The 25,789-nt window shown below is 57.5% G+C and carries 19 protein-coding genes and 3 pseudogenes; 7 read left to right on the forward strand and 15 right to left on the reverse strand.

The annotated features are described in order from the left end of the window. Positions 1 to 292 precede the first annotated feature (292 nt). The 9 genes from ACNJX9_RS33660 to ACNJX9_RS33700 form a co-directional block, all read right to left on the reverse strand. The gene (locus ACNJX9_RS33660) at positions 293 to 1,282 is read right to left on the reverse strand and encodes a nodulation protein NodZ (protein WP_439410171.1); all 990 of its coding nucleotides are present in this window, start codon (positions 1,280 to 1,282) and stop codon (positions 293 to 295) included. A 258-nt stretch (positions 1,283 to 1,540) separates the two neighbouring features. Then, complete coding sequence (locus ACNJX9_RS33665) at positions 1,541 to 3,589, reverse strand: carbamoyltransferase family protein (protein ID WP_439406337.1); 2,049 nt, start codon at positions 3,587 to 3,589, stop codon at positions 1,541 to 1,543. 165 nt (positions 3,590 to 3,754) lie between these two features. Next, positions 3,755 to 4,546 (reverse strand): ABC transporter permease, encoded by a 792-nt coding sequence (locus tag ACNJX9_RS33670; RefSeq protein ID WP_439406338.1) that lies wholly within the window; start codon positions 4,544 to 4,546, stop codon positions 3,755 to 3,757. Beyond that, positions 4,543 to 5,457, reverse strand: coding sequence for a nodulation factor ABC transporter ATP-binding protein NodI (nodI, locus tag ACNJX9_RS33675; protein WP_439406339.1), 915 nt, complete (start codon positions 5,455 to 5,457; stop codon positions 4,543 to 4,545). Before nodI ends, ACNJX9_RS33670 begins: the two co-directional genes overlap by 4 nt. Next, a complete protein-coding gene (gene nodU / locus ACNJX9_RS33680) occupies positions 5,445 to 7,166 on the reverse strand; it encodes a nodulation protein NodU (protein WP_439406340.1) in 1,722 nt (573 codons plus the stop codon). The genes nodI and nodU overlap by 13 nt, the downstream gene beginning before the upstream one ends. 11 nt (positions 7,167 to 7,177) lie before the next feature. Further along, on the reverse strand, positions 7,178 to 7,807 hold the full coding sequence (gene nodS, locus ACNJX9_RS33685) for a nodulation methyltransferase NodS (protein WP_439406341.1): 630 nt from the start codon (positions 7,805 to 7,807) through the stop codon (positions 7,178 to 7,180). Between the two features lie 13 nt (positions 7,808 to 7,820). Beyond that, positions 7,821 to 9,164 (reverse strand): chitooligosaccharide synthase NodC, encoded by a 1,344-nt coding sequence (gene nodC, locus ACNJX9_RS33690; RefSeq protein WP_439406342.1) that lies wholly within the window; start codon positions 9,162 to 9,164, stop codon positions 7,821 to 7,823. A gap of 14 nt (positions 9,165 to 9,178) precedes the next feature. Beyond that, the gene (nodB, locus tag ACNJX9_RS33695; protein WP_439406344.1) at positions 9,179 to 9,838 is read right to left on the reverse strand and encodes a chitooligosaccharide deacetylase NodB; all 660 of its coding nucleotides are present in this window, start codon (positions 9,836 to 9,838) and stop codon (positions 9,179 to 9,181) included. Continuing rightward, positions 9,835 to 10,428 carry a NodA family N-acyltransferase gene (locus tag ACNJX9_RS33700; protein ID WP_439406346.1) on the reverse strand — a complete coding sequence of 198 codons (594 nt, stop codon included), beginning with the start codon at positions 10,426 to 10,428 and terminating at the stop codon, positions 9,835 to 9,837. The genes nodB and ACNJX9_RS33700 overlap by 4 nt, the downstream gene beginning before the upstream one ends. Positions 10,429 to 11,402: 974 nt before the next feature. On the opposite strand from ACNJX9_RS33700, the pseudogene ACNJX9_RS33705 reads away from it, so the two are divergent. After that, a pseudogene (locus ACNJX9_RS33705) lies at positions 11,403 to 12,335 on the forward strand (LysR family transcriptional regulator); the annotation flags it as partial. Between the two features lie 389 nt (positions 12,336 to 12,724). On the opposite strand, the gene ACNJX9_RS33710 reads toward ACNJX9_RS33705, so the two are convergent. Both ACNJX9_RS33710 and ACNJX9_RS33715 read right to left on the reverse strand, forming a co-directional pair. Continuing rightward, positions 12,725 to 13,834 carry a branched-chain amino acid ABC transporter substrate-binding protein gene (locus tag ACNJX9_RS33710; protein ID WP_439406348.1) on the reverse strand — a complete coding sequence of 370 codons (1,110 nt, stop codon included), beginning with the start codon at positions 13,832 to 13,834 and terminating at the stop codon, positions 12,725 to 12,727. A gap of 142 nt (positions 13,835 to 13,976) precedes the next feature. Further along, positions 13,977 to 14,435 (reverse strand): MerR family transcriptional regulator, encoded by a 459-nt coding sequence (locus ACNJX9_RS33715; RefSeq protein WP_083514366.1) that lies wholly within the window; start codon positions 14,433 to 14,435, stop codon positions 13,977 to 13,979. A gap of 1,292 nt (positions 14,436 to 15,727) precedes the next feature. Between ACNJX9_RS33715 and ACNJX9_RS33720 the strand changes: the two genes are divergently transcribed. Further along, positions 15,728 to 16,627, forward strand: a complete 900-nt coding sequence (locus tag ACNJX9_RS33720; RefSeq protein ID WP_439406349.1) for a LysR family transcriptional regulator — start codon at positions 15,728 to 15,730, stop codon at positions 16,625 to 16,627. Between the two features lie 393 nt (positions 16,628 to 17,020). Here the strand turns inward: ACNJX9_RS33720 and metC are convergent, their stop codons facing one another. Next, the gene (metC, locus tag ACNJX9_RS33725) at positions 17,021 to 18,265 is read right to left on the reverse strand and encodes a cystathionine beta-lyase (RefSeq protein WP_439406351.1); all 1,245 of its coding nucleotides are present in this window, start codon (positions 18,263 to 18,265) and stop codon (positions 17,021 to 17,023) included. Between the two features lie 968 nt (positions 18,266 to 19,233). Here metC and ACNJX9_RS33730 point away from each other — a divergent pair. Further along, the gene (locus ACNJX9_RS33730; protein ID WP_439406352.1) at positions 19,234 to 20,325 is read left to right on the forward strand and encodes a pyridoxal phosphate-dependent aminotransferase; all 1,092 of its coding nucleotides are present in this window, start codon (positions 19,234 to 19,236) and stop codon (positions 20,323 to 20,325) included. A 45-nt stretch (positions 20,326 to 20,370) separates the two neighbouring features. Beyond that, positions 20,371 to 21,402: an LLM class flavin-dependent oxidoreductase gene (locus ACNJX9_RS33735; protein WP_439406354.1), complete on the forward strand. Its 1,032-nt coding sequence runs from the start codon at positions 20,371 to 20,373 to the stop codon at positions 21,400 to 21,402. 429 nt (positions 21,403 to 21,831) lie between these two features. On the opposite strand, the gene ACNJX9_RS33740 is transcribed toward ACNJX9_RS33735, so the two are convergent. Together ACNJX9_RS33740 and ACNJX9_RS33745 are read right to left on the reverse strand one after the other, a co-directional pair. Continuing rightward, complete coding sequence (locus ACNJX9_RS33740) at positions 21,832 to 22,095, reverse strand: flavin reductase (RefSeq protein ID WP_439406356.1); 264 nt, start codon at positions 22,093 to 22,095, stop codon at positions 21,832 to 21,834. Between the two features lie 506 nt (positions 22,096 to 22,601). Next, a pseudogene (locus tag ACNJX9_RS33745) lies at positions 22,602 to 23,011 on the reverse strand (indole-3-glycerol phosphate synthase TrpC); the annotation flags it as partial. 83 nt (positions 23,012 to 23,094) lie between these two features. Here ACNJX9_RS33745 and tnpA point away from each other — a divergent pair. The 3 genes from tnpA to tnpC all read left to right on the forward strand — a co-directional run bounded on the left by tnpA (position 23,095) and on the right by tnpC (position 25,526). Continuing rightward, on the forward strand, positions 23,095 to 23,496 hold the full coding sequence (gene tnpA, locus ACNJX9_RS33750; RefSeq protein WP_439404878.1) for an IS66-like element accessory protein TnpA: 402 nt from the start codon (positions 23,095 to 23,097) through the stop codon (positions 23,494 to 23,496). After that, positions 23,493 to 23,840: an IS66 family insertion sequence element accessory protein TnpB gene (gene tnpB / locus ACNJX9_RS33755; RefSeq protein WP_027520144.1), complete on the forward strand. Its 348-nt coding sequence runs from the start codon at positions 23,493 to 23,495 to the stop codon at positions 23,838 to 23,840. Before tnpA ends, tnpB begins: the two co-directional genes overlap by 4 nt. 93 nt (positions 23,841 to 23,933) lie before the next feature. Then, on the forward strand, positions 23,934 to 25,526 hold the full coding sequence (gene tnpC / locus ACNJX9_RS33760) for an IS66 family transposase (protein WP_439410172.1): 1,593 nt from the start codon (positions 23,934 to 23,936) through the stop codon (positions 25,524 to 25,526). Between the two features lie 51 nt (positions 25,527 to 25,577). Here the strand turns inward: tnpC and ACNJX9_RS33765 are convergent. After that, a pseudogene (locus tag ACNJX9_RS33765) lies at positions 25,578 to 25,787 on the reverse strand (indole-3-glycerol phosphate synthase TrpC); the annotation flags it as partial. Positions 25,788 to 25,789 lie beyond the last annotated feature (2 nt).

Genomic DNA, 25,789 nt, shown 5'->3' on the forward strand with positions numbered 1-25,789 from the left:
GTTGGCGCCTTTTTTTTGCTTTCGGTGCGCTCTAGAGACACACTTGATCTCCAACAGGCCGTTCGTCGACGCGAAGACGTATGTCCGCTCAGCGGCAATCGACATGGCCTTGCGGGACGCGCTTCATCTACGGGTCGCCACGCGGGGTATAATCGGCAGGAATCGTTACGAAGCCAGGCAATCTGCTGCGCAGGCACCGTGCCGTTTAAGCCTCGGCAAGAGCGCTCGCCCCGAGGAAGTAAGAGGACACGCGACGACGCCGTATGATCAGCGAGAGCCAGCGTTATGCGGCTTATGAGATCGGGTAGCCTTTAGCCGGCTCTTCAATCAGGATTAAATGCGCCGGATCATTCAAATCGAACTCAATAATGCGGGGCGCGACAAGTCGAGCATAGCGCGTAAAGGCGCTCGTCGGGGGAAAACGAATTACGGTGTCGCATCGCCCGAGAAGGTACATCTCGATAAGAGCCGAAGATCCGCCGTCCGCTCCTAGCTCGGCACTGTGTAACGGGCCGGCTTGATCCGCTTGAAAGCGCTTCGAGATCGTAAAGAGGTCGGGGAACTTGGCCGAGATTTGATCACGAACTTTCGGGCTATCCGTGCACAAAAAGACCTTCGCTGGCTTTGCATGGGGCAGCGCTTTAGCTTTTTGGATGGCAGTGCACACCTGCCGCAAGGCAACCTCCGGATCGGCCCAGTAGGGCCTGTGCCCCATGATATCTTCGCCATTGCCATGTCGAACATGAACGCCGACTACACTGCACCCCTCAAGGTGTTCCTGATATATCGCGTTGATCCGCGCCTGAATTTCAGACCGCAGTTTGATGCTTCGAAACACTTGTCGCTCGGCGTCCTCATCACAAGCCCACATCAAACACGCATCGCACACCACGGTATTCGCGTCTGTATCGTCCTTCGACTCGAAAAGCTGCCTCAGCTCGTCGCGCTCCCGGAAGATCTGCTCATCTGGTCGATACACGCAGTCGATCGTTGGCCGATTCCACCACGTTGGAAAGAATGGTCCGGGAAGTGAGAGATTGTTGACCTGATCATCACAGATCACACGTACGCCGGCGATCTCATCAATTTGTTCGAAGAATACCGGAAACGCATTGGTGAAGGGTTGACCGAGATAGCAAGAGTCCCGCCAATCGATGACCAGTGTACGGCCTGTCCGTTTGGCGTACTGCCAAGCTGCCGCCAGCGACCATAGACAATCGCCGAGCCCAGTACGCCGCCGAGAAACGACGAACCTTTCCTTCCTAACTCCGTCATCAAGCATTTTAACCTCGTCGCAACGTACCTGATCGATCAGCAGGTCGCGCAAACTTTAGCCCGAGCCTGTCGCCATGCTTCACGACCCGGCAACTCCTGATGAGCTACTTAGGACCGAATGACTATCAGCTCGAACAATGGTGTTCGACACAACATTGAGCAGGTCCATCGGCTCCTCCGCATAGGAGCGCTATCACCGGAGTACGCTCTTCCCCCGGGCCTCGCCGCCCATGCTTCGAGATTTGCCCCACCCTGGTGAGTGCGCTTATGCTAGTTCTGTCATCTGATGGGAGTCACTCTTCAAGTGAGTAGCGCATGAGGGTGGATGCAGGCGAACCCGCCGTTGCTCCCACAGGCCTCTCAGTTCTTCGACCAGCGCCTCACGCTTCGTGTGGTCCAAGACCATAGAATCGAAGAGGTCACGGAGGACGGCTTCGCCCTTGACCCCCATCAGCAGATCGAACAGCTCATCTGAGATACGGACTGCGCCACCGCCGGAAACCGTGGTGCGGACCTCGCATACCGTCTCTTGCCGATCTCGTGCGGTGTGAGCGCGAACGCGATACAGGGATGCATAAGGTGGCAATGAAACCGCAAGCGACGTCCAATCGTCAAGCGTCACAGCTCGCTTTCTGACCAGAAACGGCCCAACTACAAGAGCATCGAGCTCGGTCGTCAGAAATGTGGCGACGGCGTCTGCAACCGAATCCACGATCGGTTCGGCATTATTGTTAAAGGAGGTGTTGAGCACAACTGGAATTCCCGTCCGCTTCTTGAACTCATCGATAAGGCCCCAGTAGCTTGGATTTGACTTGCGGGACACTGTCTGCAGCCTTGCAGTGCCATCAACGTGCGTAATCGCTCCCAGCAAGTCGCGCTTTGACTCATGCACGCGAACGACGAAGTTCATGAATGGAAATTCCCTCAAACCAGCCGGCAGATCGAAATATTCGGGAGCATCCTCCTCCAATACGGAGGGCGCGAACGGCCGGTAGCCCTCGCGCTTCTTGACCATCGCGTTTATGCGATCCTTGTTAGCTGCAGGTCGCGGGTCGGCGAGAATACTGCGGTTGCCGAGCGCACGTGGTCCGAACTCCGACCGACCCTGCACCCAGCCAATGACTGCGCCGTTTGCCATCAAATCGGCTGCCCTACCCGCCACGTCATCACTGCGTTCAATATCGAGGTGCCCGGCCCATGCACTCAGTTCCTGCTCCACGGAATGCTCGGTCCCGAGATCGGGCCCCCAATAGACCTCCTGGAGCCGCTCGCGCGGCGCGGATTGACCAATCTCACGAGAGGCCATCAGTGCCGCGCCTAACGCGCAACCGGCATCGTGCGCCGCGGGCTGCACGAAGATATCCTCGAAAAGTCCTGAATACAGCAGCTTACCGTTCACGGTGCAGTTGTGAGCTACCCCGCCAGCCAAGCAAAGGCGCGTCATGCCCGTGGCTTCTCGATAATGCCGAAGTATGTGAAACACGATCCGTTCGAGCGCTTCCTGCAACGAAGCGCTGACATCGCGGTGTTGCTGAGTGAATGGCATTCCCTTCCGCCGAACCTGAATATTGCGGACCAACGCCGGACCGATGCGATCCAGGTGGACCCGGTAGCCGCCGTAATCTCCCAGTTCATAGAACTGCTCGAACAGCTTGCGATAAGGAACAGGATCCCCGTACGGGGCAAGGCCCATGACTTTGTACTCGTCGAATAAGCTGTAACCGAGGTATCGTATCGTCTCGAGATAAAACAGCCCCAAAGAGTTGCTCTCCGGGAAGCTCTCGAGTTGGTTAACCTCGCTTCCGTCTCCGATGGCCACGAGGCCGGAGAGGAACTCACCACCGCCATCGATTGCAAGGACCAGACTTTTTTCAAATCCGGACATTGCGAATGCGCTTATCGCGTGCGCCTGGTGGTGACTTACGAATGAGATACGGGTCGGATCAAGCTCGGTGTTGAACTCCTGAGCCAGCATCGTTCGCAGCAAAAGCCTGGCATCGATCGGAATAGCGTCGGACGGCTGCGAAACGAACAGGCGCTCGAGCATCGTATTGCAGTAGGCTTCGGTTGCATAGAACGCGATGCGATCAACGTCGCCCAGTCCAACACCTGCCGCTTCGAGGCAGTATTGGATCGAACGGCTTGGAAATTTGTTAGAGTGCTTGACCCGATTGAGGCGTTCTTCTTCAACGGCCGCGATAACACGCCCGTCGCGCACGAGCACAGCTGCCCCATCGTGAAGGAATGTGCTTGGAAGCTCGGGTCGACATTCATAAACCTTGTCTATTCCGCCGCTCACGCCGAGACACAGCATCTTTACTCTCCATTGATTGTAGAAGGCTCAATTGTGACAACCGGCCTTTCAGCCACTTGCCGCTGCATACACCAGCCCGACAACGCCGGCACACGAGACCTTGGAGGCTCCACGAATCTCCAAACCATGGGCCGAGCGTAGGTTCTAATCCTCCACCGCGGTCTCTCATCGCATCAGACGTCTGAGGAGCAGCGCAACCGACAACAAGAACGGAGCCACCGCATAAATGCAAAGTGCACCGATATGTGTACCGACGCTGCCGGCTGGCCGGCCAAGCATCGCCGGGCGAATAAGCTCAATCGAATGCTCCAGCGGCAACAAGGCGGCTACGAGCTGGAAGGCGGCAGGCAACTGCGTGATCGGGAACACTGCGCCGCAGAGAAACACCATGGGTGTAAGGATTAGCGTCTGGTAAAACACAAAATAGTCGTAGCTGGGCGCCAGTGATACAATGACCATCGCCAAACTTGCGAAGACGACTCCCGTGAGGGCGATAGCGGGTAGCGCATAGAGCATGGATGGCCATGCCGCATACCCCAGTCCGGCGGCGACGATTGTGATTCCTGTGCCGGCCAGCACGGCCTTGCTGGCTGCCCACGCCACCTCACCGAGCAGGATGTCGCCGAGTGTCAGCTGTGTACACAGCATTGCCTCCCAGGTCCGTTGCGTGTGCATGCGGGCGAATGTTGCGTAAATTGTTTCGAAGCTCGCGGAAGTCATCGCGCTGGTCGCGACCATGCCTCCCACCAGAAAATCGATATAAGAAGTTCCGTTCACGCTGCCGACGATTAGGCCGAGGCCAAAGCCAAGACCAAGTAGGTTGGTCATCGGATCGGCAAGATTTCCGAGAAGCGATGCTAGCGCGACCTTCCTCCAGGCCAGATAGTTGCGACGCCATACCGCGGTCCAGTTGCGCGCGTTAGCGGGCATGGCCGCTCCGTAAGTCATTCTGATCATATCTCTATCTCGCGTCCAGTAAGGCGCAAGAACACATCTTCGAGGTTCGGCGGACGCTCCAGAAGACGTAAACCCGCACGCCCCCGCAACTGCTTGCGCACCGGCTCCAGATCCGGCGCATAGCAAAAGATGGTCTCGCCGCTCTGTTCAATGCGCTGCGCGTAAGGCCTGATCAGTTCAATCGATTCGTGCGGATTGCCGCCATAGATCTCCATGACATCGCAGCCAATCTGCTCGTTGATGAGCGTGTGAGGCTCGCCTTCAGCGATCTTACGTCCTTCTTCAAGTACGCACAGCCTATCGCACAGTCGCTCTGCCTCTTCCATAAAGTGGGTCGTTAGCAGGATCGTCTTGCCGCGTGCAAGTAGCGAGCGCAGTCGCTCCCAGATCAGATGACGGGCATGCGGATCGAGACCGGTCGTCGGCTCATCCATAACAAGCAGTTGCGGATCGTTGATCAGCGCACGTGCCAGCACCAACCGCCGCTTCATGCCGCCGGATAGCTCCGCAACGCGTGCATCCGCTTTGCTTTCTAGACGGGCAAATTCAAGCAATGATGGAATGACTGCCTCGATTTCACGCGCGCTCATGCTGAAATAGCGCCCGAACACCAGCAAGTTCTCGCGGACGGTGAACTCGTTCTCTAGATTATCAAACTGCGGGACCACGCCCACGCCTGCTCGCGCCAAGCGAGCGTGGGCCGGTACTTGCTTGCCGAGCACAGTAATCTTGCCCGCGTCCGGCGGCACCATACCGAGGACCATACGCACAATCGTGCTTTTGCCAGCGCCATTCGGGCCGAGCAATCCGAAGCACTCTCCTGCTGCTACAGTGAATGTCAACCCGTTGACAACGACCTTGCCGCGATATGATTTGTCTACCGCGGCAAGGTCGATAGCTACGCTCGACATGTGTCCATCTCAGCTGGTCGTTCGGACGACGGCACCTCCGTTGCGAGCATTTTTGTCCAGAGTAAACCGTCGCACCAGACGTGTTCGACGCGCCCCCACTCGCAAGCAGCTGCGACATCGGGGAAGAAGCCACGTCCATGGTGGTTAGCGCTGGTATTGCAAAGCAGCGGAATGCCCGTGAGTTTTTCATATTCAATGAGCAACTCAACAGCCGTCTGCTGCGATGTTCTGCTAATCGTCTGCAGTCGGGCAGATCCGTCAAGGTGCACAACGGCCGGGATCCTGTCTCGCCATTCTGGCCGCGTCTGATGATCGAAGAGCATGTACGGGTCCGGCGTTCCAGGATCGAAAATGTCCGGCGCACGGTCCTCCAGGCATATTGGCGCAACAGGGCGGAAATGTTCGCGAAATTTGATGTCGTTGAGGTAGTCCTTCATTCCCGGCGAAGTCGCGGCGGCAAGAATGCTTCTGCCACCCAAGGCGCGAGGTCCAAGTTCGGCGCGACCAGCGAGGAATACCACGGGCTTATTACTTGCAAGGAGCGCGGCAAGCTCCCTTATGCTGCACGGTCTCGCGTCCCATTCCGATGACGCATCACCGCTTCTGAGGGCGGGGCCGCTATAGACCGACCACTCTAGTGGCCCAAACCCCTTGTCCGCCACCATCGCTGAGCAAGCGGCGCCGATTGCGGAGCCACTGTCATTCGGAAACGGCGGTACCCATACAGCATCGAACAGACCGGTCTCACGTAACGCACTGTTCCATTTGATGTTAAGACCGCATCCCCCGGCTATGCAGAGGTTGCGCGGCCCCGAAAAGTACGAATGCCGCAGTAACGCAAGTGCCATCTCTCGCACGAGCAGGCGCTCAAGGAAAACATGAAACGATGCAAGGATATCTTCGGCTCGCTTGGCGTCTAATCGAAGGGCGCTTTCCGCGAAGAAGTCGTGTGTAGCCGCGAGTGACGCCTCGCCGTTACTTATGTTTTCACGGTATTGCCGAGCGGACTCCGTGTCTGCCGCAAAGTGCTTCTCATAGAGGCTCCTAAACACGGTTATGATGTCTTCATCAGGCGTACCAAGACCGATATAGGCCATCAGTTTACCCGCGACACCCAGGTCCCAATTGGTTCGGTTAGGCTGCCGGTACGGTCCAAAGTGGTGGCCGGCGACGGCATAGGCATGGCCTATCATTGGGAATAGGCATTCCAGGAAGCGGCCGCCACCAGGTGCTACATGATAGAGCCGTGGAAAGATGCAGCCGTCCCACACGAGGCAGAAGGCGGGCTCTCCATTTTTTGCAAAAGGGCTAGTGCAGTATGCGGAAGTAACATGGCCTGTGACGTGTGCATAGCTTCTGTAAGAGACACTCTTGCCGTCAAGCACAAGGCCGGACCCTTCGTTTGAAAAGAGGAGTCCCTCGGGACGTTCCACATACGGCGCACCTTTGAGAGTGAGACGTTCCGACCCACTCAAGACCTGGAACTCCGATTCGACTTCGCCATCCCAGCCATCGATGACGAACTGATCGATATCGTTGGGAGTGAGCCCATGTTCCGCCAAGGCAAGAACAACCGTGTCAAGATTCTCGATGGTCTGGTACCGCCGATTGTTGTCGCGTTTCTCCTGTTCGATGCAAAACACCAGACGTCCGTCCTCCACAAGAGCGACGGACCCGTCATGCGTCAGCTTGATGCCACAGATGCGCATAGTGCCTCATGCTAAGATTGGCTTTTGAATGGAAACGACGAGCGGTTCGAACTGCGAAAACAAGCGAGCAAACAGTCTTCGTTGGCCGACTCACCTTGGCATTGCACCCGCTCGACCTCGACCAATGTCTCGCTCAACATCGCGATGATCGTCTCTGCGCCGGCAGCATGGCCCCAGCGACGGCAAGTGGCATCACGCGCTGATCCGAAAACCAGATGACCATTCGGCGCAAGCATGCGTATCAAATTGCCGATGGCCGCACGCATCTCGGCGACATCGCGGAGGTAATAGAGGACTTCGGCCACCACGATCAACTCGAACGGCTCGGCTCTCGAGAAATGTTCGATGTCGGAGACAACCCAACTGATGTGTGACCATTGCTTCGTCCGGACACTTGCCCGAGCGATCGCTCGCGGCGCGACATCGACCACTGTAAGTCGGTCGCAGTTAGGCGCCAACTTTTCCGTGAACGCGCCTGCAGCGCATCCGACTTCGAGCGCATTCCTGATAAAGCCATTGGAAAGCGAAAGCCGCAGCATTTGCGCGTGACGCTCACGCTCGAACGGATTGCCGTCCAGTTGCCAGGGATCATCGGCAGCCAGCTCTCGATCCAACGATGAATGAGTCTCATCCAACTTCATGGCCAGCCGCTCCTCAGTCCGCACCGTCACTCGCCACAAGCGCAGCCCCGTCACCGCCAGAAGGACGGCGCGAGCCATCCCGCTTGCGGACCGGCATCGCTGGGTCTGATTGAGGCTGCTGGCTTTGCTTGACCACCTGTTCTCCGCCAGCCCCGAGGGTCTTGGCCGGCTTGCGTGAGAGCCAATCGCTGTTGCTCAACGTACACAAGGCATACGCTTTTACTGGAAGTAGCAGAAAGATGTTGATGGGCGTATGCAGGGAAAACGCTAAAAACCGAAGTTGACGAGCACGAAAGGACGCTACGGCGCATCGCACCATGGTCATTGATGCGATCATCAGAACTGTCCACCATGGCACGGTACCCGTGACTGCGACCTGCGCCATGCCCGTTACAACCGAAAACGCCAGAAGCAGCGGTCCGAGGTTCTGCCCGATAACATCTAGTGTCAGGTATGGGTCGAGACCTGGTAAAAGGCGCAACGCAAGCAGTGTGTCGCGGAACGTACTCCGAGCCCAGCGAAGCTGTTGGCGCAGATAGGGGCTTAACCTATCCGGAACGAGCGTCGCGGCGTAGGCGTCGGAAACGTATTCAGTTCGAAATCCCGCTTTCAACATAAGGATCGTGAGATGACGATCCTCGCCGAAATCGCTTGGCTTCCCTCGAAAGTATTGCGCTTCGTATTGATCCAGCAGCAAATCGAGTGCGGATCGTCGGTACATAGCGCATGGGCCGCAGCAACACATGACCGCACCGAAACGGGCTTGAGCTGCACGCTCTTCGTTGCACGCCAACCAGTACTCCATGTCGATCAAGCCAGTTAGCCAACTGGCGTCCCGATTGCTGGCCGTCAGCTGCCCCATGGCAGCACCGATCCCGGCATCCTGCATTCTCAGCGCAAGCTTCCCGACCATGTCGCCCGCGAGTATTGTGTCCGAATCGACGTTCAGCACCAGATCTCCGGACGAGGCGCGGATCGCCGCAATCTGCGCTTTCCGCTTGCCAACATTTTTCGGAAGCAGAATGAAGCTAAATCTTGGGTCACGCGCAAACTCTTGATGGACAGGCGCCACATCCTCGCGATTCGAAGAGCCGTCATCAACCACATAGACGCGCAGCTGTCCGACGTAGTCTTGGCCTGCGATGGATTGTAGACACGCCGACAGCGTACGAGGATCCTCGTTGAAGCATGGTACGATCACATCCACGCTCGTCGCGGCTTCGGGGCGGACCGCATGTGTCGACACCGAAGGCGTGTGTGTCGGCGAGGCATGGAACGCCTGCGCGGTCTTGTAGACCGCTGAGAGCAGCGCATAAGACGAAACGATAACAGTGCTAGCTGTGTCAATCAGATTCATGGGACTTGGTTTGTTCAGTGAAGTTCGGGAAGCGGGCAGATCGCAAATCCGCGATCCCGCAGGGCTGGAATAAGTTTGGGGAGCGCCTTCAGGGTCTGCTTGCGCCGATCGGCACGAATGCCCCGTCCCAACTCGTCGGGCGGGCATCCATCGTGCAGGAGCACAATTGCACCGGGACGGACGGTTGTTAGCACTGCATCGACGATCGCATCGACGCCGGGGCAGGACCAGTCGCGCGGGTCGACTGACCAGGGAAGTGCAGCCAGGCCGGCCTTCGCTGACATCGCCAGCACTTCTTCGGTCCAGACGCCATAAGGCGCACGCACGTGTCGCACTGACGCCTGCGGGCACGCCCATCTGATAGCGCCGCTCGCCGCTAGTATCTCATATTGCACTTCATCCGGTTTGCATTTGGATAGGTCCGGATGCGTCATCGTGTGATTTGCGACCTCGTGTCCCTCCGCGATCATCCGTCGGATCAGCCTCGGCTCATTCGCCGCATATGTGCCGACTACGCAGAACGTCGCTGGTGCACGAAATTCCGCCAGCACATCGAGAATATCCGGCGTACAATAGGAATTAGGCCCGTCATCAAACGTCAAATAGACGCCGCAGCCGACCGTATCCTCGGCGCGCTTGCGGCGCGCATCGAAGGCTAAATTGGCGTGTTTCACAGCTCTGGCCCGTTTCGCTCGATGATTGTACCAGGCGGCCACTCGCTCATGGACCTCGCTATCGGAAACACTACGAGGAGTGCATCATCGACGCGAGTTGGCGGCAGGTTGTCATAGATATCCGCAAGAGTGGACCGCACGCGAATGCCCGGAATAATCGTCGCCAACCCTGGGCGGCCGAGTAGCCGGTGGATATGCTCTTTGAGTTCATGTCGAACCGTACCGAACCCGAACGGCACGCCAAGCTCCTGCAGCACTGGATACATCACGCGCATAGAGTGCGAGATTCCAAGTCCTTCGAGGTCCGGCCGTACCGCGTATAGTCCGAGTTCAGCGACTAACAGATCGACTTCGCCGACCTTGATGAACCGGCGCAGCGCGCCGATATGAGCCGCCACACCGCGATCATCGTAGCCAATTACACGGAGCTCGGGTCTCGCGCCGGCCCAGCTTCGATCGCCTTCAAAGGGTTTTGCGTTAAATACCCCGGTTCGCCCGTAGGCATTGCGAAAGAACTCGGAGATCTCGACGTGGTCGGCGAGCTGTAAGTCGTTTTCCCAGCACGTCCTCCACTGGAGTTGAGGGCGCATGAAAGGATCTCCTGCTTCTTGCAGCGTTCCTGAAGCACGCATCAGGCGAGCGACGAGCAGTGCGATGGCGCTCGTTCCATGGTGTCGTCAGAGACTGTGAATGATGTTGACTTGCCGACGGCGTTTGAGGCGCGACGTGCGAGGAGCAAGCCTTTTTGGATACTTCCGATCTTGAACGTACCGCAGCTAAATGTCGCCGTCCTCTCCTTCAGGCGAGTAACGGCCGGCTCTGCTACCGCTAATGCTTCATGAATTATTCCGCACTTCCGTTTTTCTTTATTACGCGTGAACGCCAATTCTTCGCGACGTCTCTGCGCAACACGGAAGCTATCGAAGGAGCGCCCATTTACCCACTCATATCCGAGTAGGCACCTGCCATTGAATCGTATGTAGGGAGTATACGATGGTTTAAACCGCGCTCCTGGCGGCGTTATTAAACGGCGTGCGGTTGCTATTAAACAGGACGTTGATGTAGAGCATTTCTCAGGAGGGAGCATTTTACGAAGGTGCCGCAACTTTGCTGCACCCGACGTTATGCTCCCCAGCTTGCGCAGCGGGAATGCTGACTGCATGCGGAGAAAGCGGGACGGGACGATGTTGGTCGCGCCATGACTTGCTTCGTGCAAACTCTGGCATCGACCTCGATGGACGCGACGAACCTCGTGCCGTTCAATGATCTTAAGACGAGCGTGAGGGCTCACTGCGTGTGCGATCGTAAATCGTTCGCACGACTGGTTAATGCTGGACTCTGTACAATGTACTCGAATGTTACGATCGAATGACGACCGTCGAGCGAGGCTGCGCGCAGCCGCGGACGGAGCCTCGTCGCCATCTTCTGCGATCTGCCGCGTCACGCTCCGCTACTCCAAAACCTACCAAGTTCTTAAAGTCTGTCAGCTTTCCTAGCTGGCGCTGAGCGAACTGGTAAAATCGATTGTTTGGATGAGAAACATCTACATTGCGGATAGGTGACAATGCGTTTCCGAGGCCTTGATCTAAATCTCCTCGTCGCGCTCGATGCTCTCATGACCGAGCGCAATCTCACGGCGGCAGCACGCAGCATAAATTTGAGTCAACCGGCCATGAGCGCGGCAGTCGGCCGACTGCGCACTTACTTCCGAGACGAGCTCTTTACGATGAGGGGGCGCGAGCTTATCCCGACCCCGCGTGCGGAAGCCCTCGCCGCTCCAACTCGGGAGGCTCTGCTCCACATCCAGGTCTCGATTACGTCGCGGGATACGTTCAAGCCGAGTGAATCCGACCGCCGTTTTAGAATCTGCCTGTCGGACTTTGCTACGATCGTGTTGTTCCGAAACGTCGTCGAGCGCGTCGCACGAGAAGCTCCCGGAATACGGTTCGAGTTGATGCCTCTCGCGGACCCGTTCGATCACCCGCTCGAACGCGCAGAAATCGACTTTCTTATCGTGCCTGAGGTATACATGTCGCATACGCACCCCAGGGCGGCCCTCTTTGACGAGACAATTGTGTGCGTCGGTTGCCGTTCGAACAAGCATCTGTCTCGGCAGCTTACATTCGGACGATACATGTCGATGGGGCACGTTGCGGTCAAATTTGGCCGTTCGCGAGTGCCCTCCATCGACGATTGGTACATGAGAGAGCACGGCCTCAGGCGACGGGTTGAGCTCGTCGTGCCGAGCTTTAGCATGATCCCGCACATGCTAGTGGGCACCAACCGAATAGCCACGATGCCCTTGACGCTAGTGAAATACTTCGCAAAGACGATGCCACTGCGGATCAACACACTTCCGCTACCACTTCCCGGTTTTACCGAGGCGGTTCAGTGGCCTTCGGTCCACAATACCGATCCGGCGAGCATATGGATGCGCGAGGTTTTGTTACAGGAGGCAGCTCGCCTAGCTCCTGGGCGCGCTAGTTCCAAAACTCGCTTAAGCCATTCATCGAACGACCTTTCACCAGCTAACGACTCGGCTGCAGACGCTCAAAAAAATGGCAACTCCGGCTCCTAACCTGCTTCTTGCTCCAAGAACTGATGTCGATGATAATGGTTAGTCAATAGCGCTTGCTGTACTAGCGCTTTTTCACGATCAGGACTTTTCCACGCAGCTCTCGCCGGGACTTGATGACGTCAGCTTAGTGGCCGGCACTCCTCCGATTAATGCACTTGGCCGCCCCTTGATCACGTTGCATCTCGTGGCCAGCGCTCGTTTCCCTCCAATCGACTCGACTCGCCACAAAGAGGCCATTTGGCGAACGGTTCGTCAGATCAGCTGCCGGCGGCGTCGACGTGACGGCTATCGATCTGGTAATATCGAGGCTACTCGACCATCTCAACCGCGTGGTCGCGCCAGCGATTGACTACGAAGGCGGCAGACCCATTGTCACCTTTGGCATCAAATCGAACTTGGCCGACCACGGTCTCAATTTCTTGCGACCGAAGTTCTTTCGCCACGCGCATAGCGTTGAACGAGCCCGCGCGCTTCACCGCGTCGGCCCATGCTTGTACGGCAGCATAAGTGTAAAGCGTGTAGCCCTCCGGAGACTTGCTAGATGCTTTCAGTCGAGCGACGACGTCGGCCGCCTCAGGCCTTTTGGTGGCGTCGGGCATGAAGGTGAAGAGAGTGCCGTTTGCGGCACCGCTCGCAATCGCCCAAAACTCTCCGGTCATCAAGGGATCGTTAGCCATGACCGTGAAGCCGGCTTGTGCGTCCGCCGCTTGCCGTACGATCAAGCCGATTTCCGTGTAGTAGCCACCGATATAAGCGATCTGAATGGCTTCTCTCTTCAATCTCGTCACCAGCGCCGTGTAATCCTTCTCGCCGGCCATATAGCTTTGCCGCATCAGAGGCTGCAGACCCGCATCATTGAGACGAGATGCAACAACGTCTGCAATGCCCTTCCCGGCAGTGCTCTTGTCATCAAGGATGGCAATCTTACTCTTCGAATAGTGCCGCAAGATATAATCGGCGGCGACTAGGCCTTGCTGATCGTCACGGCCGCAGATCCGAAAAACCGTCTTGAGGCCTCGCTCGGTCAGTTGAGGATTAGTTGATCCAGACGAAATCTGGATAATTGCTGCTTCATCGTAAACGTCGGAGGCGGGAATTGATGAAGAGGAGCAAAAGTGGCCAACGACCAACCTGACCTGATCTGACACCAATCGATTTGCGACCGCCACGGCTTGCTTAGGATCGCAGGCGTCGTCGGCAACAATCAATCTGATCTTTGTATCGAGAAACACTCCGGAAGAATTCAAATCGTCCACGGCCGCATTAGCGCCATACTGCATCTGCGCACCAACCGCGGCGTTGCTGCCCGTCATGGGACCCGCTACTGCAATATAGATATCGTCAGCGGACGCGACCGAAACCAATACAGAAGCAAGGACCACCGCGCCGGCAACCGAACTTTTGCTAAAGAAGGCCATTTGACGTTCCTAACTGTGGTTTGTTCTTGCGGTAAGGCTTGCAGTGGTTTCGAGCACCTCGGTCGCGGATGTTAGCGGACGCACAGAGCGTCGCCTTTGTCTGAGCGATCGTCCGCGCAATCCAATTGTTCCTCTTACCCGGCTATTGATCTGCATCATCTGGAGCGCGTGCACGCCGGCGGGTATGTCCGCACCCATCATGCGACATCGCATCGAGGCGAGCAGGTAGTTCGTCCACACTCACGTTCGATTCGGCATTCTTCGTGATGTTGCGCAAACGATCGCGCAACTCGGTTGCGCGCGCGACCTGAAGCTCCGCTCGCTCCAATTGCTCGCTCAACAAGTTAGGAAGCGAGGATCTGCCCTCCATCGCTTTCCGGATCTCTTGCAGAGTGAAGCCAAGCTCGCGAAGTGCCAGGATATGATAAACTCTTCGAACGCTTTCAGAGTCGTAAATCCGGTGACCACCACCCGTGCGCTGCGATGCTCTAAGCAATCCCGTGTGTTCATAATGACGCAGCGCGCGCACCGTCACGCCGGTCGCCTCTGCAAGTTCACCGATGCGTCGCCAGCGACGCCTGAATACTGTAGGTCTGGTCATGTTTCTCTTTCTCAAACCTACAACCTAACGTCACGTGAGGTTCAAGCGGTTTCAACGGCCTGGAGATTTTGTTGCCAACTTTCCGTCGACAACATCGAACCTCGAATTGCGGGGAGCGCCTTAGCGGGCTGAGTGACATGCAAGATACAAGCACCACTCTCCTGCCATGGCGTCGGACGAGTCGTCATGGTGTATCCAAGCGCTAGACTAAGCGACTGACGCAATGGCCACCATTAGCCTTCTTAGGAGAACCAATTCGGCCTCACCAGCGGCGGTACGACCAAGTACAATCTTGGCAATCTCTGTTCGATTGACGGGAGTTCTCATACTTGCAGGTAGCGCCGCCACCGTCTCATCATAGATCTTCCCCAACACTGAAAGGTCTTCTGGATCGAAGACGCCACTTCGTACCTGCAAAACTTGCACCGTCTCTCCTGTCGACGTATCGCGCCGGCGGCGCGGCTCCTTGCAAGGACGTTTGGCTGCGTTAGGGCAAAAAAAAGACCTACCTGCGGCGCGCCAGCCTCATGAACATGTCGACTCGTCGTTCGATGCAGCACTTCGGCGCATTGGCGCGAAGGATGCGGGCAACCGGTCGACTGTGGATTTTGACCGCGCAACCAACATCGCGAGCGTTGGAACGCCGGGGCCGAGCCCATTTCTACTTCGCTCACACCGAATCGCCCAGCTCGTGATGAACCAGCCGGAAGATGAGCTTTTTCCAGCACCGACGCGCTAAGGCATGCAAGGCATTGTCGCTGCCTAAAACACAAGACTGCATACAACACGAACGGGCACTCCGCTCGATCGTCTTCGCCAGGCCGAAATCGTACCTGACGTTTTCGGCACGCCTCAACGGTGTGGCGCGAAGTCCGATCGTTGCTTGTAGAAGGAGACAATCCGCAAGAGTTCAGCCAGTAAGCGCCATCCGGATTACCCGTTGCATTCGAACTGAATGCTGCTACTAGCGGAAAACCACACCGACGGTCCGTCCTGGATCGGCACCAACATCGCGTAGCAGCTGCGGAACTTCAGCATCATGCAGGACAGTGCGCGGCTCACAGCGAGGCGGCAAACCGGAAAGCATGATCAGGATGTAAGACCACCGGTTCAGAACAGAAAACCGCCCCAAACGAGCGAACGCAAGAATGGATTTCTCGGCCCGCAGAGTTGCACTGTCCTGGCGGGTCCGATGCAAAGATTGAGTTTGGGGCGCAAGCTCACCTCGAGAACACTCCGATGGCGCAACGAATGAATTGATCGACTAGCGTCTATTCGGCTTTGGAATTCACATGGACGTTCGGAAATTACGCGCTTTCGTGGAGGTCGTACGGCAAGGCGGGTTCTCAAAGGCTGGCAAAGTCGTATTCGCGACGCAGTCTACGGTGAGCAAGGCGGTCAGGCAGCTTGAGGACGAGATTGGTGTGCCATTGCTTGACCGGATCGGCCATCGCAGCAAACTTACCGCTGCCGGCGAGATTGTTTATCGTCGTGCGATCAGGATTCTGGCAGAACGGGATGATCTAGTTTCCGAACTGAACGAGCTGCGCGGCCTGAAATGCGGCATTCTCAAGCTCGGTTTGCCACCGATTGGCAGCGGCACGCTGTTCGCGAAGCTATTTGCGATCTATCGCAAAAGTTATCCCGGCGTCGACATCCGGCTCGTCGAGTACGGATGCGAGCGCCTGGAGGAGATTTTGCTGTCGGGCGAGATCGAACTTGCCGCCTCGCTTCTTCCCGTATCGGAAGGCTTTGAATGGCAGGACGTCAAGCGCGAGCCCCTCACGGTTCTGCTACCGGTTGACCACAAGCTTTCACGGTGTCGATCCCTTGATATTCCGGCCTTGCGGGAGCTTCCGCTCATTCTCTTTGAAACCGGATTTGCATTGAACCGCGTAATTATAGAAGGTTTCCGACGGCACGGTTTTGAGCCGCGCGTCGCGGCGCGGAGTAGCCAGGTTGACTTCATCGTCGAGCTTGCGGCTGCGGGCATGGGCGTCGCCTTTCTGCCACGGATGATTGCCGAGCAACGCGCACATCTTTCGATCGTCCGCGTTCCGCTCGACGAAGCCGATACGGACTGGCGCATTGCGATGATCTGGCGGCGCGGCGCCCATCTGTCGCATGCCGCGAGGGCCTGGCTCGATCTGGTGGCTCGCACGCGCTTCGAAAATCATTCCGGCAACGACTGAATTGCAGTCGAAAATTCATGGCCGTGAAACCTACGAGGCATTCGCGCTTTGACACCGACTTCTCGTCGCGAGACACATTGTCGCAGTTCTGCCAACGCTGTTGCTGAGTTTGGAATCCAGCACGGCGTTGGAACGAGAGTGATCTTCCGAATGGCCTCTCCGATGCGAGCAACCGGAGCATCGAGTGGATTGATGACCCGCGCGAGAGCGGCTGGGTTCGCGGCTAGGCCAGGTCATATCTCACGGGGTGAGATTGCCGTGGGTGCATCAGGTTGGGGCCTGGCAGCTACCTCCCAGTTGCATAACACGAATTCCACGAGGGGCCGCTGACCGAGCGCCAGTGCGGCAGCCTTGAGGTACCGCGAAAATCCGACCTAGGATCAAACACCAGGTCTAACTGACTATTTGACATTCACTGACGAGCTCGCTCTCTTCTCGGGTCACGATGCCATTACCTGCAGCTTCGCGGGCGGCGTTCAGTGCGTTATGCATGTCCGCGATCAGCTCGCTGGGATTTTCCATGCCCGCGTGTATGCGAATCAGCGGTCCGGGGAACGCAAGCGAGGTTTCCGTTCGTTTCGGTGGCTCCGAGAGCAACGCGAGACTTTCGTACCCGCCCCAGGACAAACCAATTCCAAAGATACGTAGGCGACGGAAGAGAACCGAAAGTTGCGGCCGTGACATCGGCTTTAGAACAACCCCAAAGAGTCCACCGGCACCCAGAAAGTCTCTCTTCCAAATAACATGGCCAGGATCATCGGGAAGCGCCGGGTGCAATACCCTGTCGACTGCTGGGTGGGTTTGCAGGCTTTGCGCCAGAACAACGCCGTTTTCCCAATGCCGCTTCATGCGCAAAGCTAGGGTACGAAGTCCCCGGAGGGCCAGATAGATATCATCTGGTCCGCCAATTTCGCCGAAATGATGCGCAGTTGATTTCAGCGCGGCCCATGCCGCTTCATTCGCTGTTGCAACGCCAAGCAACGCATCGGAATGGCCAACAATATACTTCGTCGCAGCTTGAATCGAAATGTCGACACCGTGCTCGAACGGCCTGAAATACAGAGGTGTCGCCCACGTATTGTCCATAATCACAAGAGCGTTCGACAGATGTGCAATGGCCGCGAGTGCCGGCACATCTTGAACCTCGAAGGTCATGGACGATGGCGATTCCAAATAGATGGCGCGTGTATTTGCGCTGATCTTCGCGGCCAATTCTGACGGCTTGGTTGGACAGAAATATCGCACCTCAATGTGCAGCCTCGAGAGAACGTTGTCCGCGAAGGCTCTCACGGGCGCGTAGACGCCGTCGCTGATCAGGACAGCGTCGCCCGCTTTTACACAGGCCAGCAGCGAGTGAGTACAAGCCGATTGCCCTGATGGGAAGAGAATCGAACGAAAGCCGCCCTCTAGCTTGCAGATGGCAGCCTCAAGCGCGCGCGACAGGGGCGAGCCAAAACGACCGTAGCTAGGATTGTCTTTATTCCGGTCGTCCCATTCCTCTAAGGTTTCCGAAATAATGGTTGAGCCGCGGTAGATCGGCACATTCACCATCCCCGCGTGTTCCGCCGGCGCGCGGCCGAGGTGACAAAGTAGAGTTTCCGTGTCCCGTAGGTTCTTGTCGTCGTTCAGATCCTTCATGCCAATTGCTCTTCCATCCCATTACCCTCCCGCTCGCGCCATGTCGCCACGCTCGTTGATTCGCTCGCATGCTTCCGCTGCATTGCAAGTGCAACAACAGTGCCAATCTCAAACAATGTTACTGCGACGTTACGCCAGTGATGTCTCTTGAGCGTTGGCTAGAACTTTTCAATCGTCGCGGCGACTAGGACGATTGAATACGACTTTGACGTTTGCCCAATTCGCTTACTGGATGCTCCGCCCACGACTCGCTCACGAGATTATGTATGGCGTGGCGCTTCAGCGCGCCCATTATGAGCTCTTTGTAGCAAGTAACACATTGTCCGATGTTCATCGAAATCGCTTGAAACGAACGTAAGGTGAAGTTGTAAACTACCAAAACTGGGGAGGGCATCGGGGCCTTCGTCTCTCAAAACGAGGATTGTGATGTCTCAAACGCAAATGTTTGCGCTGCGCCCGTCCCTCATGCCTCCCGGCCAATTCCGAGAAACCAACCAGAGGCATTTGTGTATGCCCGCTGGAGAGCAGCGACGTCGCCCCTCCACGCGACAACGGACGGACATCCTTGAGCGCCGCGGTGGCCGGTCAGCAGACACCATTCTGTCTGAAATTACGAGCGACAGCTTACAGCGAAGTGTCGCTGAAGTGCTCAAGGCCAGTAACGAGTATTCGCTGGAGTTGAACCACGCTCAAGTTGCGCATTTTTGTCCGCTTGATGATGACAGAGCGCACATCCGACGAGCGCCCTCTTGCAACTCAGGTCTCGCTACACAAGTATTAGTTTTTCTCAACAGTTCATGCAACTGTTAGGATTGGCATATAGAAAGTGGTGAAGACCCGCGCCGATCGGCTGTGTAGAGACATAACCGACCTGCTGGTGCGGAAGCTCATGCGCAAAATACAGAATGTTTCACTCAGATGGGATTATCGCCATGCTCAGAACCCATGCCTTTCGACGGAGCGACCACATGTCAGACGCAAGACTGCTAAGCGCACTCTCATCCCTTTCACATGTGGCAAAGCAGTTAGAAGTGCCGCCGCCCGCTCCGGCTGAGCTTGACGCAAATTGCGTCAAGCTCAACATGAATGAGAACCCATTCCCGTTGCCGGTAGTCGTCAGGGAAGCCGCGATTGCAGCCTTTGAGCGGCATTATCTGTACCCGGAAGATGACAATGTCGGCCTAAGGGAGGCGGCCGCCTCCGCTTACGGCCTATCCGCTGATCAGGTGATTGCAGGGAACGGTTCGTCTGAACTCCTCGGCCTTATCTACAAAGCGTTCCTGGCTCCAGGCGACGCCGTAGCGATGATGTCGCCCGGGTTTTCATTTAACCGCAAGCTCGCCATGTTGCACGAGGCCCAATTTCTGGAAATCGGGTGGGGTAAGGACCATTCCCTACCAACGCACCAGTTTCTTTTCGGCCCCGCCCGCGATGCCAAGTTCGTCGTGCTTGCCAATCCGAACAATCCGACGGGAACGTTTGTTCCGATCGCGGACATCGAAAGGCTCGTCGCACAATCGGACCGACTGATCGTGCTTGACGAAGCGTATGTCGACTTTGCGCCTGATAATGCGCTACGGCTCGTCAATCGCTATTCGAATATTCTCTTGTTACGCACTTTCTCAAAAAGCTATGCCACCGCGGGCCTTCGTGTCGGCTTCGGCTTCGGTCACCCCGAGCTTATCGGCAGGCTTCGTACCATGCAGAATCTCTTCAATATGAATGTGATTGGTCATGCGGTCGGCATGAGCATCATTGAGCATCGAGCAGCGTTCGAGGAGAACCATCGACATATCATGCTTGAAAGGGAGCGAACGAGCGTCGCGCTATCAAAGCTTGGCTTTACTGTGTTGCCTTCCCAGGCCAACTTCTTGCTAGCCCGCGTGCCCGAAGGACGGGATGGCGCCTGGTGGCAAGCCGCATTGCAGAAGCAAAACGTGCTTGTCGCGTTCTTCCCCGAAAACGGTCTCGAGAACTTTATACGCATTACGATCGGCACAGAAAGGCAAATGGATGTGTTTCTTTCGAACGTAAGCCGCATTTCTTCGTCTTCAAACTAACCCCCAAACTGATCATTATCCAGCTTCACTACATGAGGTGATCGAGTGAGAACTACCCAACATTCAAAATTAGCGTTCGGCATCTTCGATCACCTGGACGCTGACGGCCACGATGTCGCCAAGCAGTATAACGATCGCCTCCTACTCGCTGAGGCATGCGATCGGCTGGGATTCTATGCTTATCATCTGGCAGAGCACCACTGCACCCCGCATGGGAGAAGCCCCGCACCGAATCTGTTTTTGTCCAGCGTCGCACAACGCACAACACATCTTCGCATCGGCCCGATGGTCATGCTGCTTAGCCTTCATCATCCCCTGCGAGCATTTGAGGAGGCCTGTATGCTGGACCACTTGAGCGGCGGCCGACTTGAGCTTGGCATCGGGCGCGGCTCCCTTCCCGCAGAATTGAGCTATTTCGGGGTCAGCGCGGACGCGGCACCAGGCCGTTATGCAGAAGCCAGCGAAGTCCTTGTTAAGGCCATGCGAGGCGGCCCGCTTTGCTACGAAGGCGATCATTTCCACTTGGATGACGTTCCATTGGCGCTCGCGCCTCATCAGCGACCGCATCCCCCGACATGGATCGCCGTAAATCGACCGGAGTCGGCAAGCTGGGCCGCTGAGATTGGTGCAAACATCGCAAGCATCGGACCTTCATCGGCTGTCCGAAAGGTCACTGATGCCTACCGCTCGCGTCGAGAAATACGCTCGGACACGCATGATCAATCGTCGCCGTTTCTTGGATTGCTGCGCATGGTCGTAGCCGGAAATTCTGAAGCGGATGCTTATTCACTCGCTGCGTCTGCCTATGACCGCTGGCTCAAGAGCTTTAAGTTCCTTTATGAGCGCAACAACATCCCCACTCCTCCGAACCTGCCCTTGACCTTTGACGCCGCAATCGAGAGTGAGTTGTGCGTCGCCGGCACGGCCGCTTCGATACAACAAACGCTTCTTAGTCATCTGGAACAGGCGGGTGCCAATTATCTTCTTTGTCAGCTCGCATTTGGGGATATCCCCCTGGAGGCTTCATTGAATACAGCGATCATTATTCGGTCCATCGCGGGAGCTGGCCGAAGATGAAGCTGGCCATGCCAGCGCTGGCGAGGAATGGTTACCTACTGTCTCTTGGCGCCTCCTAAATGCCAACGCTGGCGGCTATCTCAACCATTGCTCAGCTACACTTCATACCCTGTCTAGCTCCCCCCTAGCGCAGCGTCGCTCGTCCTTTCGCTTGTCATTGAATCGCCTCGAGTATGCGGCTCACCTCGCAAATTCTGGTCGAAGGGACACGGCTGAAGACGTTGCGATGAAAGCGGACCTGCGCAGTGTTGATAGCGCGCCTCAGGCGGGAAATCGGCGCCGCTCTGCGGGCGTTGGAAGTGACGGATTCGACGCCCCGGGGTCGACCAAGTGGCGTAGGAGTGCCGACAGCCACACTTTTCCTTTTTGGGCGCCCTGGCAGACGCTCAGTCTAGCCACCCTGTCGAAACCCAATGACAAAAACGGCGCTCAACCCTGTGGCAACAATGTTCGGAGTTCGGCGCGACAGTTAATAAGCGGACTACCATCTCCTGCGCGCGCCGCAACCGTTCGGCCGATGAATACCCCGTGCGTGCCAACGACTTGGTGGTGGTGTAGAACGCATTCGAGAGCGCAGATTGCGCTTCGCAATAGCGGCACATCGAGGCCCCCCTGATTCCAAGGAGCCGTATCGAACGTTTGGACACCTTTGGAGCCATCCCGGCCAACAAATCGCAGAGCAAGGAGGCTCACGCCAAACTTGCCGTTCGCAAGTATCGCATCGTGTGTCCCAGAACTGATATTGATCCCAAAGTGGCTCTATGCAAATCGATTTTATAGAACTCACCGTTAACCCACGCCGTTCAAGCGCCGTGCCCGTCGCCACGATCGCAACGCCGCTGCCCGAATTTCGCATCGCTTGGCGAAACTCGGCCGCCTCGTTTGATCGTATCTCGCTCATCGGCAATTCAACCTAGGAACTTCAACCGGACTGTGGGGCAACGTTGCAAGTTTGACCGTACCCTTGCGGTCCTTGTCTTGTGCGGGCCGACGTGCGATGAACACTCGCGTGGGCCGCCACGGTCCTAGGGCCGATTCCGAACTCGTCGCACGAGAACCATTTGCTTTGGCGGGCTGCACATTGACGTGTGCTGCCGATCCACAGACCATGCGAAGGCTGCTGTTCTCGTCGTGGATCTGAGCGTTCCGAATCAACTGGTTGGAGCCTTTCTATGTCATTGATATGCCCCGGTGGCAGCTTAGTTCTTTGAGAGAAGCGTGCGAGTTGCTACCGTCACGTCGGACTGACGCATTAGACTTTCGCCTACAAGGAAGGTTGCGATACCGGCACGTGAGAGCCGCTCGAGATCAGTGAACGCACAGATTCCGCTTTCGCTGACAATCAGTCGATCCTTCGGAATGAGCGGCGCCAACGTTTCAGTCGTTTTGAGATTTGTCACAAACGTGCGCAGATTGCGGTTATTGATGCCGATCATCCATCCTTGCGCAAGACTGGCAGGTTGGTGGCGGCGCGCGCCGCCTCCATAAAGTCAAGGTCACCCATAAAGGACGGTTTGTCTGTCAAGATGGAGAGGCAGGCGGCGCCGCCTGCTTCATACGATCTGGCAAGCGACGGCGGATCGAAGTCGGTGCGAATGAGCCCCTTCGTACGCCTCCGGTGGAGGCCGCCTTCCCGGATCGGGTACGGGCGTGAGATGGTTTGCGCATTAATTCGCAAGCAAATGAGCAAACGTGACGACGGTTACGGTTCTGTCCGGTCCTGAGCGGCGACGGCGGTGGACGAGTGCCGAGAAGCTTCGGATCGTGGAGGAGAGTCTGGCTCCTGGGGCAAGTGTTGTCGAAGTTGCTCGACGACATGACGTTCACCGCAATTTGGTTACGGCCTGGCGGCGGCAGGCGCGGACCGGCGTCCTCGCTTGCGGACCCGAGCCGATGCAGCGGCAGGACGATGAGGTCCGTTTTGCGGCAGTCTCCATGGCGCCAGACCGGCAACCGTTGACGGCGCCCTCGGGAAGTTGCGGTGCGATCGAGATTGAGTTCGCTGCCGGCGCTCGGATGCGGATCACCGGTGCGGTTGACGCGGCGACGCTAAGCGCAGTCGTGGCGGCGCTGACTGATGGACGGCCGCGATGATCCCGTTGCCGGCCGGCGTGCGGGTATGGCTTGCGACCGGCCATACCGACATGCGGAAGGGCTTTCCGTCGCTGGCGTTGCAGGTTCAGGAGATCTTGCATCGCGACCCGCTGGGCGGCCACCTGTTTTGCTTTCGCGGTCGCCGCGGCAACCTGCTGAAGGTGATCTGGCATGACGGCCAGGGCGCCTGCCTGTTCACAAAACGCCTTGAGCGCGGCCGCTTCATCTGGCCGAGCCCGGCCGAGGGTGTGGTGACGATCTCGTCGGCGCAGCTCGGTTATCTCTTGTCCGGAATCGACTGGCGGCACCCACAGGAGACGTGGCGACCGACGTCGGTCGGATGAGGCTTTGAGCTTGCGGATCGTGATGGATGTGATTCCATCAACATCGTGACCACATCTGAATCGCTCCCCACCGATCTTGCCGCCGCGCATGCGATGATCCTCGCGGAGCGCGCCGCGCGCCTGGAAGCGGAAGCGGTTGCGGCGAGCGCCAAAGCAGAAGCTGCCGACGCGAAGGCGGCCGAGGCCCTGATCAGTTACCTCAAGCTCGAGATCGAGAAGCTGCGTCGCCAGATTTACGGCAGCCGCTCGGAGCGCAAGGCACGGCTCTTGGAGCAGATGGAGCTCGAGCTCGAAGAGTTGGAAGCAACCGCAACCGAAGACGAGCTGGCGGCCGAGAGGGCGGCGGCCAAGACACAGACGGTACAATCCTTCCAGCGCAAGCGTCCGTCGCGCAAACCGTTCCCCGAACATTTACCGCGCGAGCGGGTCGTGATCGCCGCACCGCAGAGCTGCCCTTGCTGTGGCTCATCGAAGCTATCAAAGCTGGGCGAAGACATTACCGAGACGCTGGAGGTCGTTCCCCGGCAGTGGAAGGTGATCCAGACGGTGCGCGAGAAGTTCTCGTGCCGGGACTGCGAGACGATCACCCAGCCGCCAGCCCCCTTCCACGTGACGCCGCGCGGCTTTGCCGGGCCGAACCTGCTGGCCATGATCCTGTTCGAGAAGTTCGGCCAGCATCAGCCCTTGAATCGGCAGAGCGAGCGCTACGCCCGGGAGGGCATCGATCTGAGTCTGTCGACACTGGCTGACCAGGTCGGCGCCTGTGCGGTGGCCCTGCAGCCGCTTTATCGGCTGATCGAGCGTCACGTCCTCTCCGCCGAGCGACTGCATGGCGATGACACCACGGTGCCGATCCTGGCCAAGGGCCAGACGGTCAAGGGACATATCTGGACCTACGTTCGCGACGATCGGCCGTTTGGCGGACGGGCGCCGCCGGCCGCGCTCTATTACGCCTCGCGCGACCGGCGGCAGGAGCATCCCACACGGCATCTCCAAAGCTTCTCCGGCATCCTGCAGGCCGACGCCTATAGCGGCTACAACGAGCTGTATGACGCCTCGCGCGCGCAGGGGCCGATCACGTCCGCACTCTGTTGGGCCCACGCCAGGCGCCAGTTCTTCGAGCTGGCGGACATCGCGGCCAATGCGAGGCGCGACAAGAATGCCGCAGCGATCTCGCCGATTGCCCTGGAGGCGGTCAAGCGCTTCGATGCACTGTTCGATATTGAGCGCAGCATCAACGGCCAAAGCGCCGAAGAGCGTCTGCGCATGCGCAAGGAGCAAAGCGCTCCGCCTTTGACGGCATTGGAAGCATGGCTCCGCGAGCAGCGTGCCCGGCTGTCAAACTCGTCCGCGGTCGCCAAGCCAATCGACTACATGCTGCGCCGCTGGGACCGGTTTGCTCGCTTCATCGATGATGGGCGGATCTGCCTGACAAACAATGCGGCGGAGCGCGCGCTGCGCGGCTTTGCCCTCGGCCGCAAGTCATGGCTCTTCGCCGGCTCCGAACGTGGTGCCGACCGCGCCGCCACCATGGCGACGCTAATCATGACGGCAAAGCTCAATGACGTCGATCCGCAAGCCTGGCTGGCGGACGTCTTGGCCCGCATCGCCAGCACCCCTCAAGGTCAGCTCAATGAGCTGCTGCCTTGGGATTGGAACAGAACCCCCGTTCAGTCTGCGGCCTGATCGGGCCACCGCGCCACGCGATCATCCCGCGGCCCTCACCGGACGGTTACGCCCCTTCGACGGGGATGCTCTCTTAACTTCAGCGATGAGGGCATAGCCACCTGACGCGTGCTTTTTACGAATTGCGTTGAGAAAACCGCGCGGAGACGGTGCACGCTGTGCGTGCGCGTCGAGCTCGGCACGGGGAAGCGCGCGTCTGGCAGCTGCTATTTCTTCGCGCTTATATGTCTCGATTTTCGTCAGAATGTCGAGGTCAGTCATCT

Source organism: Bradyrhizobium sp. BLXBL-03 (assembly GCF_051853015.1).
GTDB lineage: Bacteria > Pseudomonadota > Alphaproteobacteria > Rhizobiales > Xanthobacteraceae > Bradyrhizobium > Bradyrhizobium manausense.

What these genes read in the sequence shown, in the direction of transcription:
- ACNJX9_RS33660 (WP_439410171.1), bottom strand. Translation starts at nt 1,282, where the DNA reads ATGCTTGATGACGGAGTTAGGAAGGAAAGGTTCGTCGTTTCTCGGCGG.
- ACNJX9_RS33665 (WP_439406337.1), bottom strand. Translation starts at nt 3,589, where the DNA reads ATGCTGTGTCTCGGCGTGAGCGGCGGAATAGACAAGGTTTATGAATGT.
- ACNJX9_RS33670 (WP_439406338.1), bottom strand. Translation starts at nt 4,546, where the DNA reads ATGATCAGAATGACTTACGGAGCGGCCATGCCCGCTAACGCGCGCAAC.
- nodI (WP_439406339.1), bottom strand. Translation starts at nt 5,457, where the DNA reads ATGTCGAGCGTAGCTATCGACCTTGCCGCGGTAGACAAATCATATCGC.
- nodU (WP_439406340.1), bottom strand. Translation starts at nt 7,166, where the DNA reads ATGCGCATCTGTGGCATCAAGCTGACGCATGACGGGTCCGTCGCTCTT.
- nodS (WP_439406341.1), bottom strand. Translation starts at nt 7,807, where the DNA reads ATGAAGTTGGATGAGACTCATTCATCGTTGGATCGAGAGCTGGCTGCC.
- nodC (WP_439406342.1), bottom strand. Translation starts at nt 9,164, where the DNA reads ATGAATCTGATTGACACAGCTAGCACTGTTATCGTTTCGTCTTATGCG.
- ACNJX9_RS33700 (WP_439406346.1), bottom strand. Translation starts at nt 10,428, where the DNA reads ATGCGCCCTCAACTCCAGTGGAGGACGTGCTGGGAAAACGACTTACAG.
- ACNJX9_RS33710 (WP_439406348.1), bottom strand. Translation starts at nt 13,834, where the DNA reads ATGGCCTTCTTTAGCAAAAGTTCGGTTGCCGGCGCGGTGGTCCTTGCT.
- ACNJX9_RS33715 (WP_083514366.1), bottom strand. Translation starts at nt 14,435, where the DNA reads ATGACCAGACCTACAGTATTCAGGCGTCGCTGGCGACGCATCGGTGAA.
- ACNJX9_RS33720 (WP_439406349.1), top strand. Translation starts at nt 15,728, where the DNA reads ATGGACGTTCGGAAATTACGCGCTTTCGTGGAGGTCGTACGGCAAGGC.
- metC (WP_439406351.1), bottom strand. Translation starts at nt 18,265, where the DNA reads ATGAAGGATCTGAACGACGACAAGAACCTACGGGACACGGAAACTCTA.
- ACNJX9_RS33730 (WP_439406352.1), top strand. Translation starts at nt 19,234, where the DNA reads ATGTCAGACGCAAGACTGCTAAGCGCACTCTCATCCCTTTCACATGTG.
- tnpB (WP_027520144.1), top strand. Translation starts at nt 23,493, where the DNA reads ATGATCCCGTTGCCGGCCGGCGTGCGGGTATGGCTTGCGACCGGCCAT.
- tnpC (WP_439410172.1), top strand. Translation starts at nt 23,934, where the DNA reads ATGATCCTCGCGGAGCGCGCCGCGCGCCTGGAAGCGGAAGCGGTTGCG.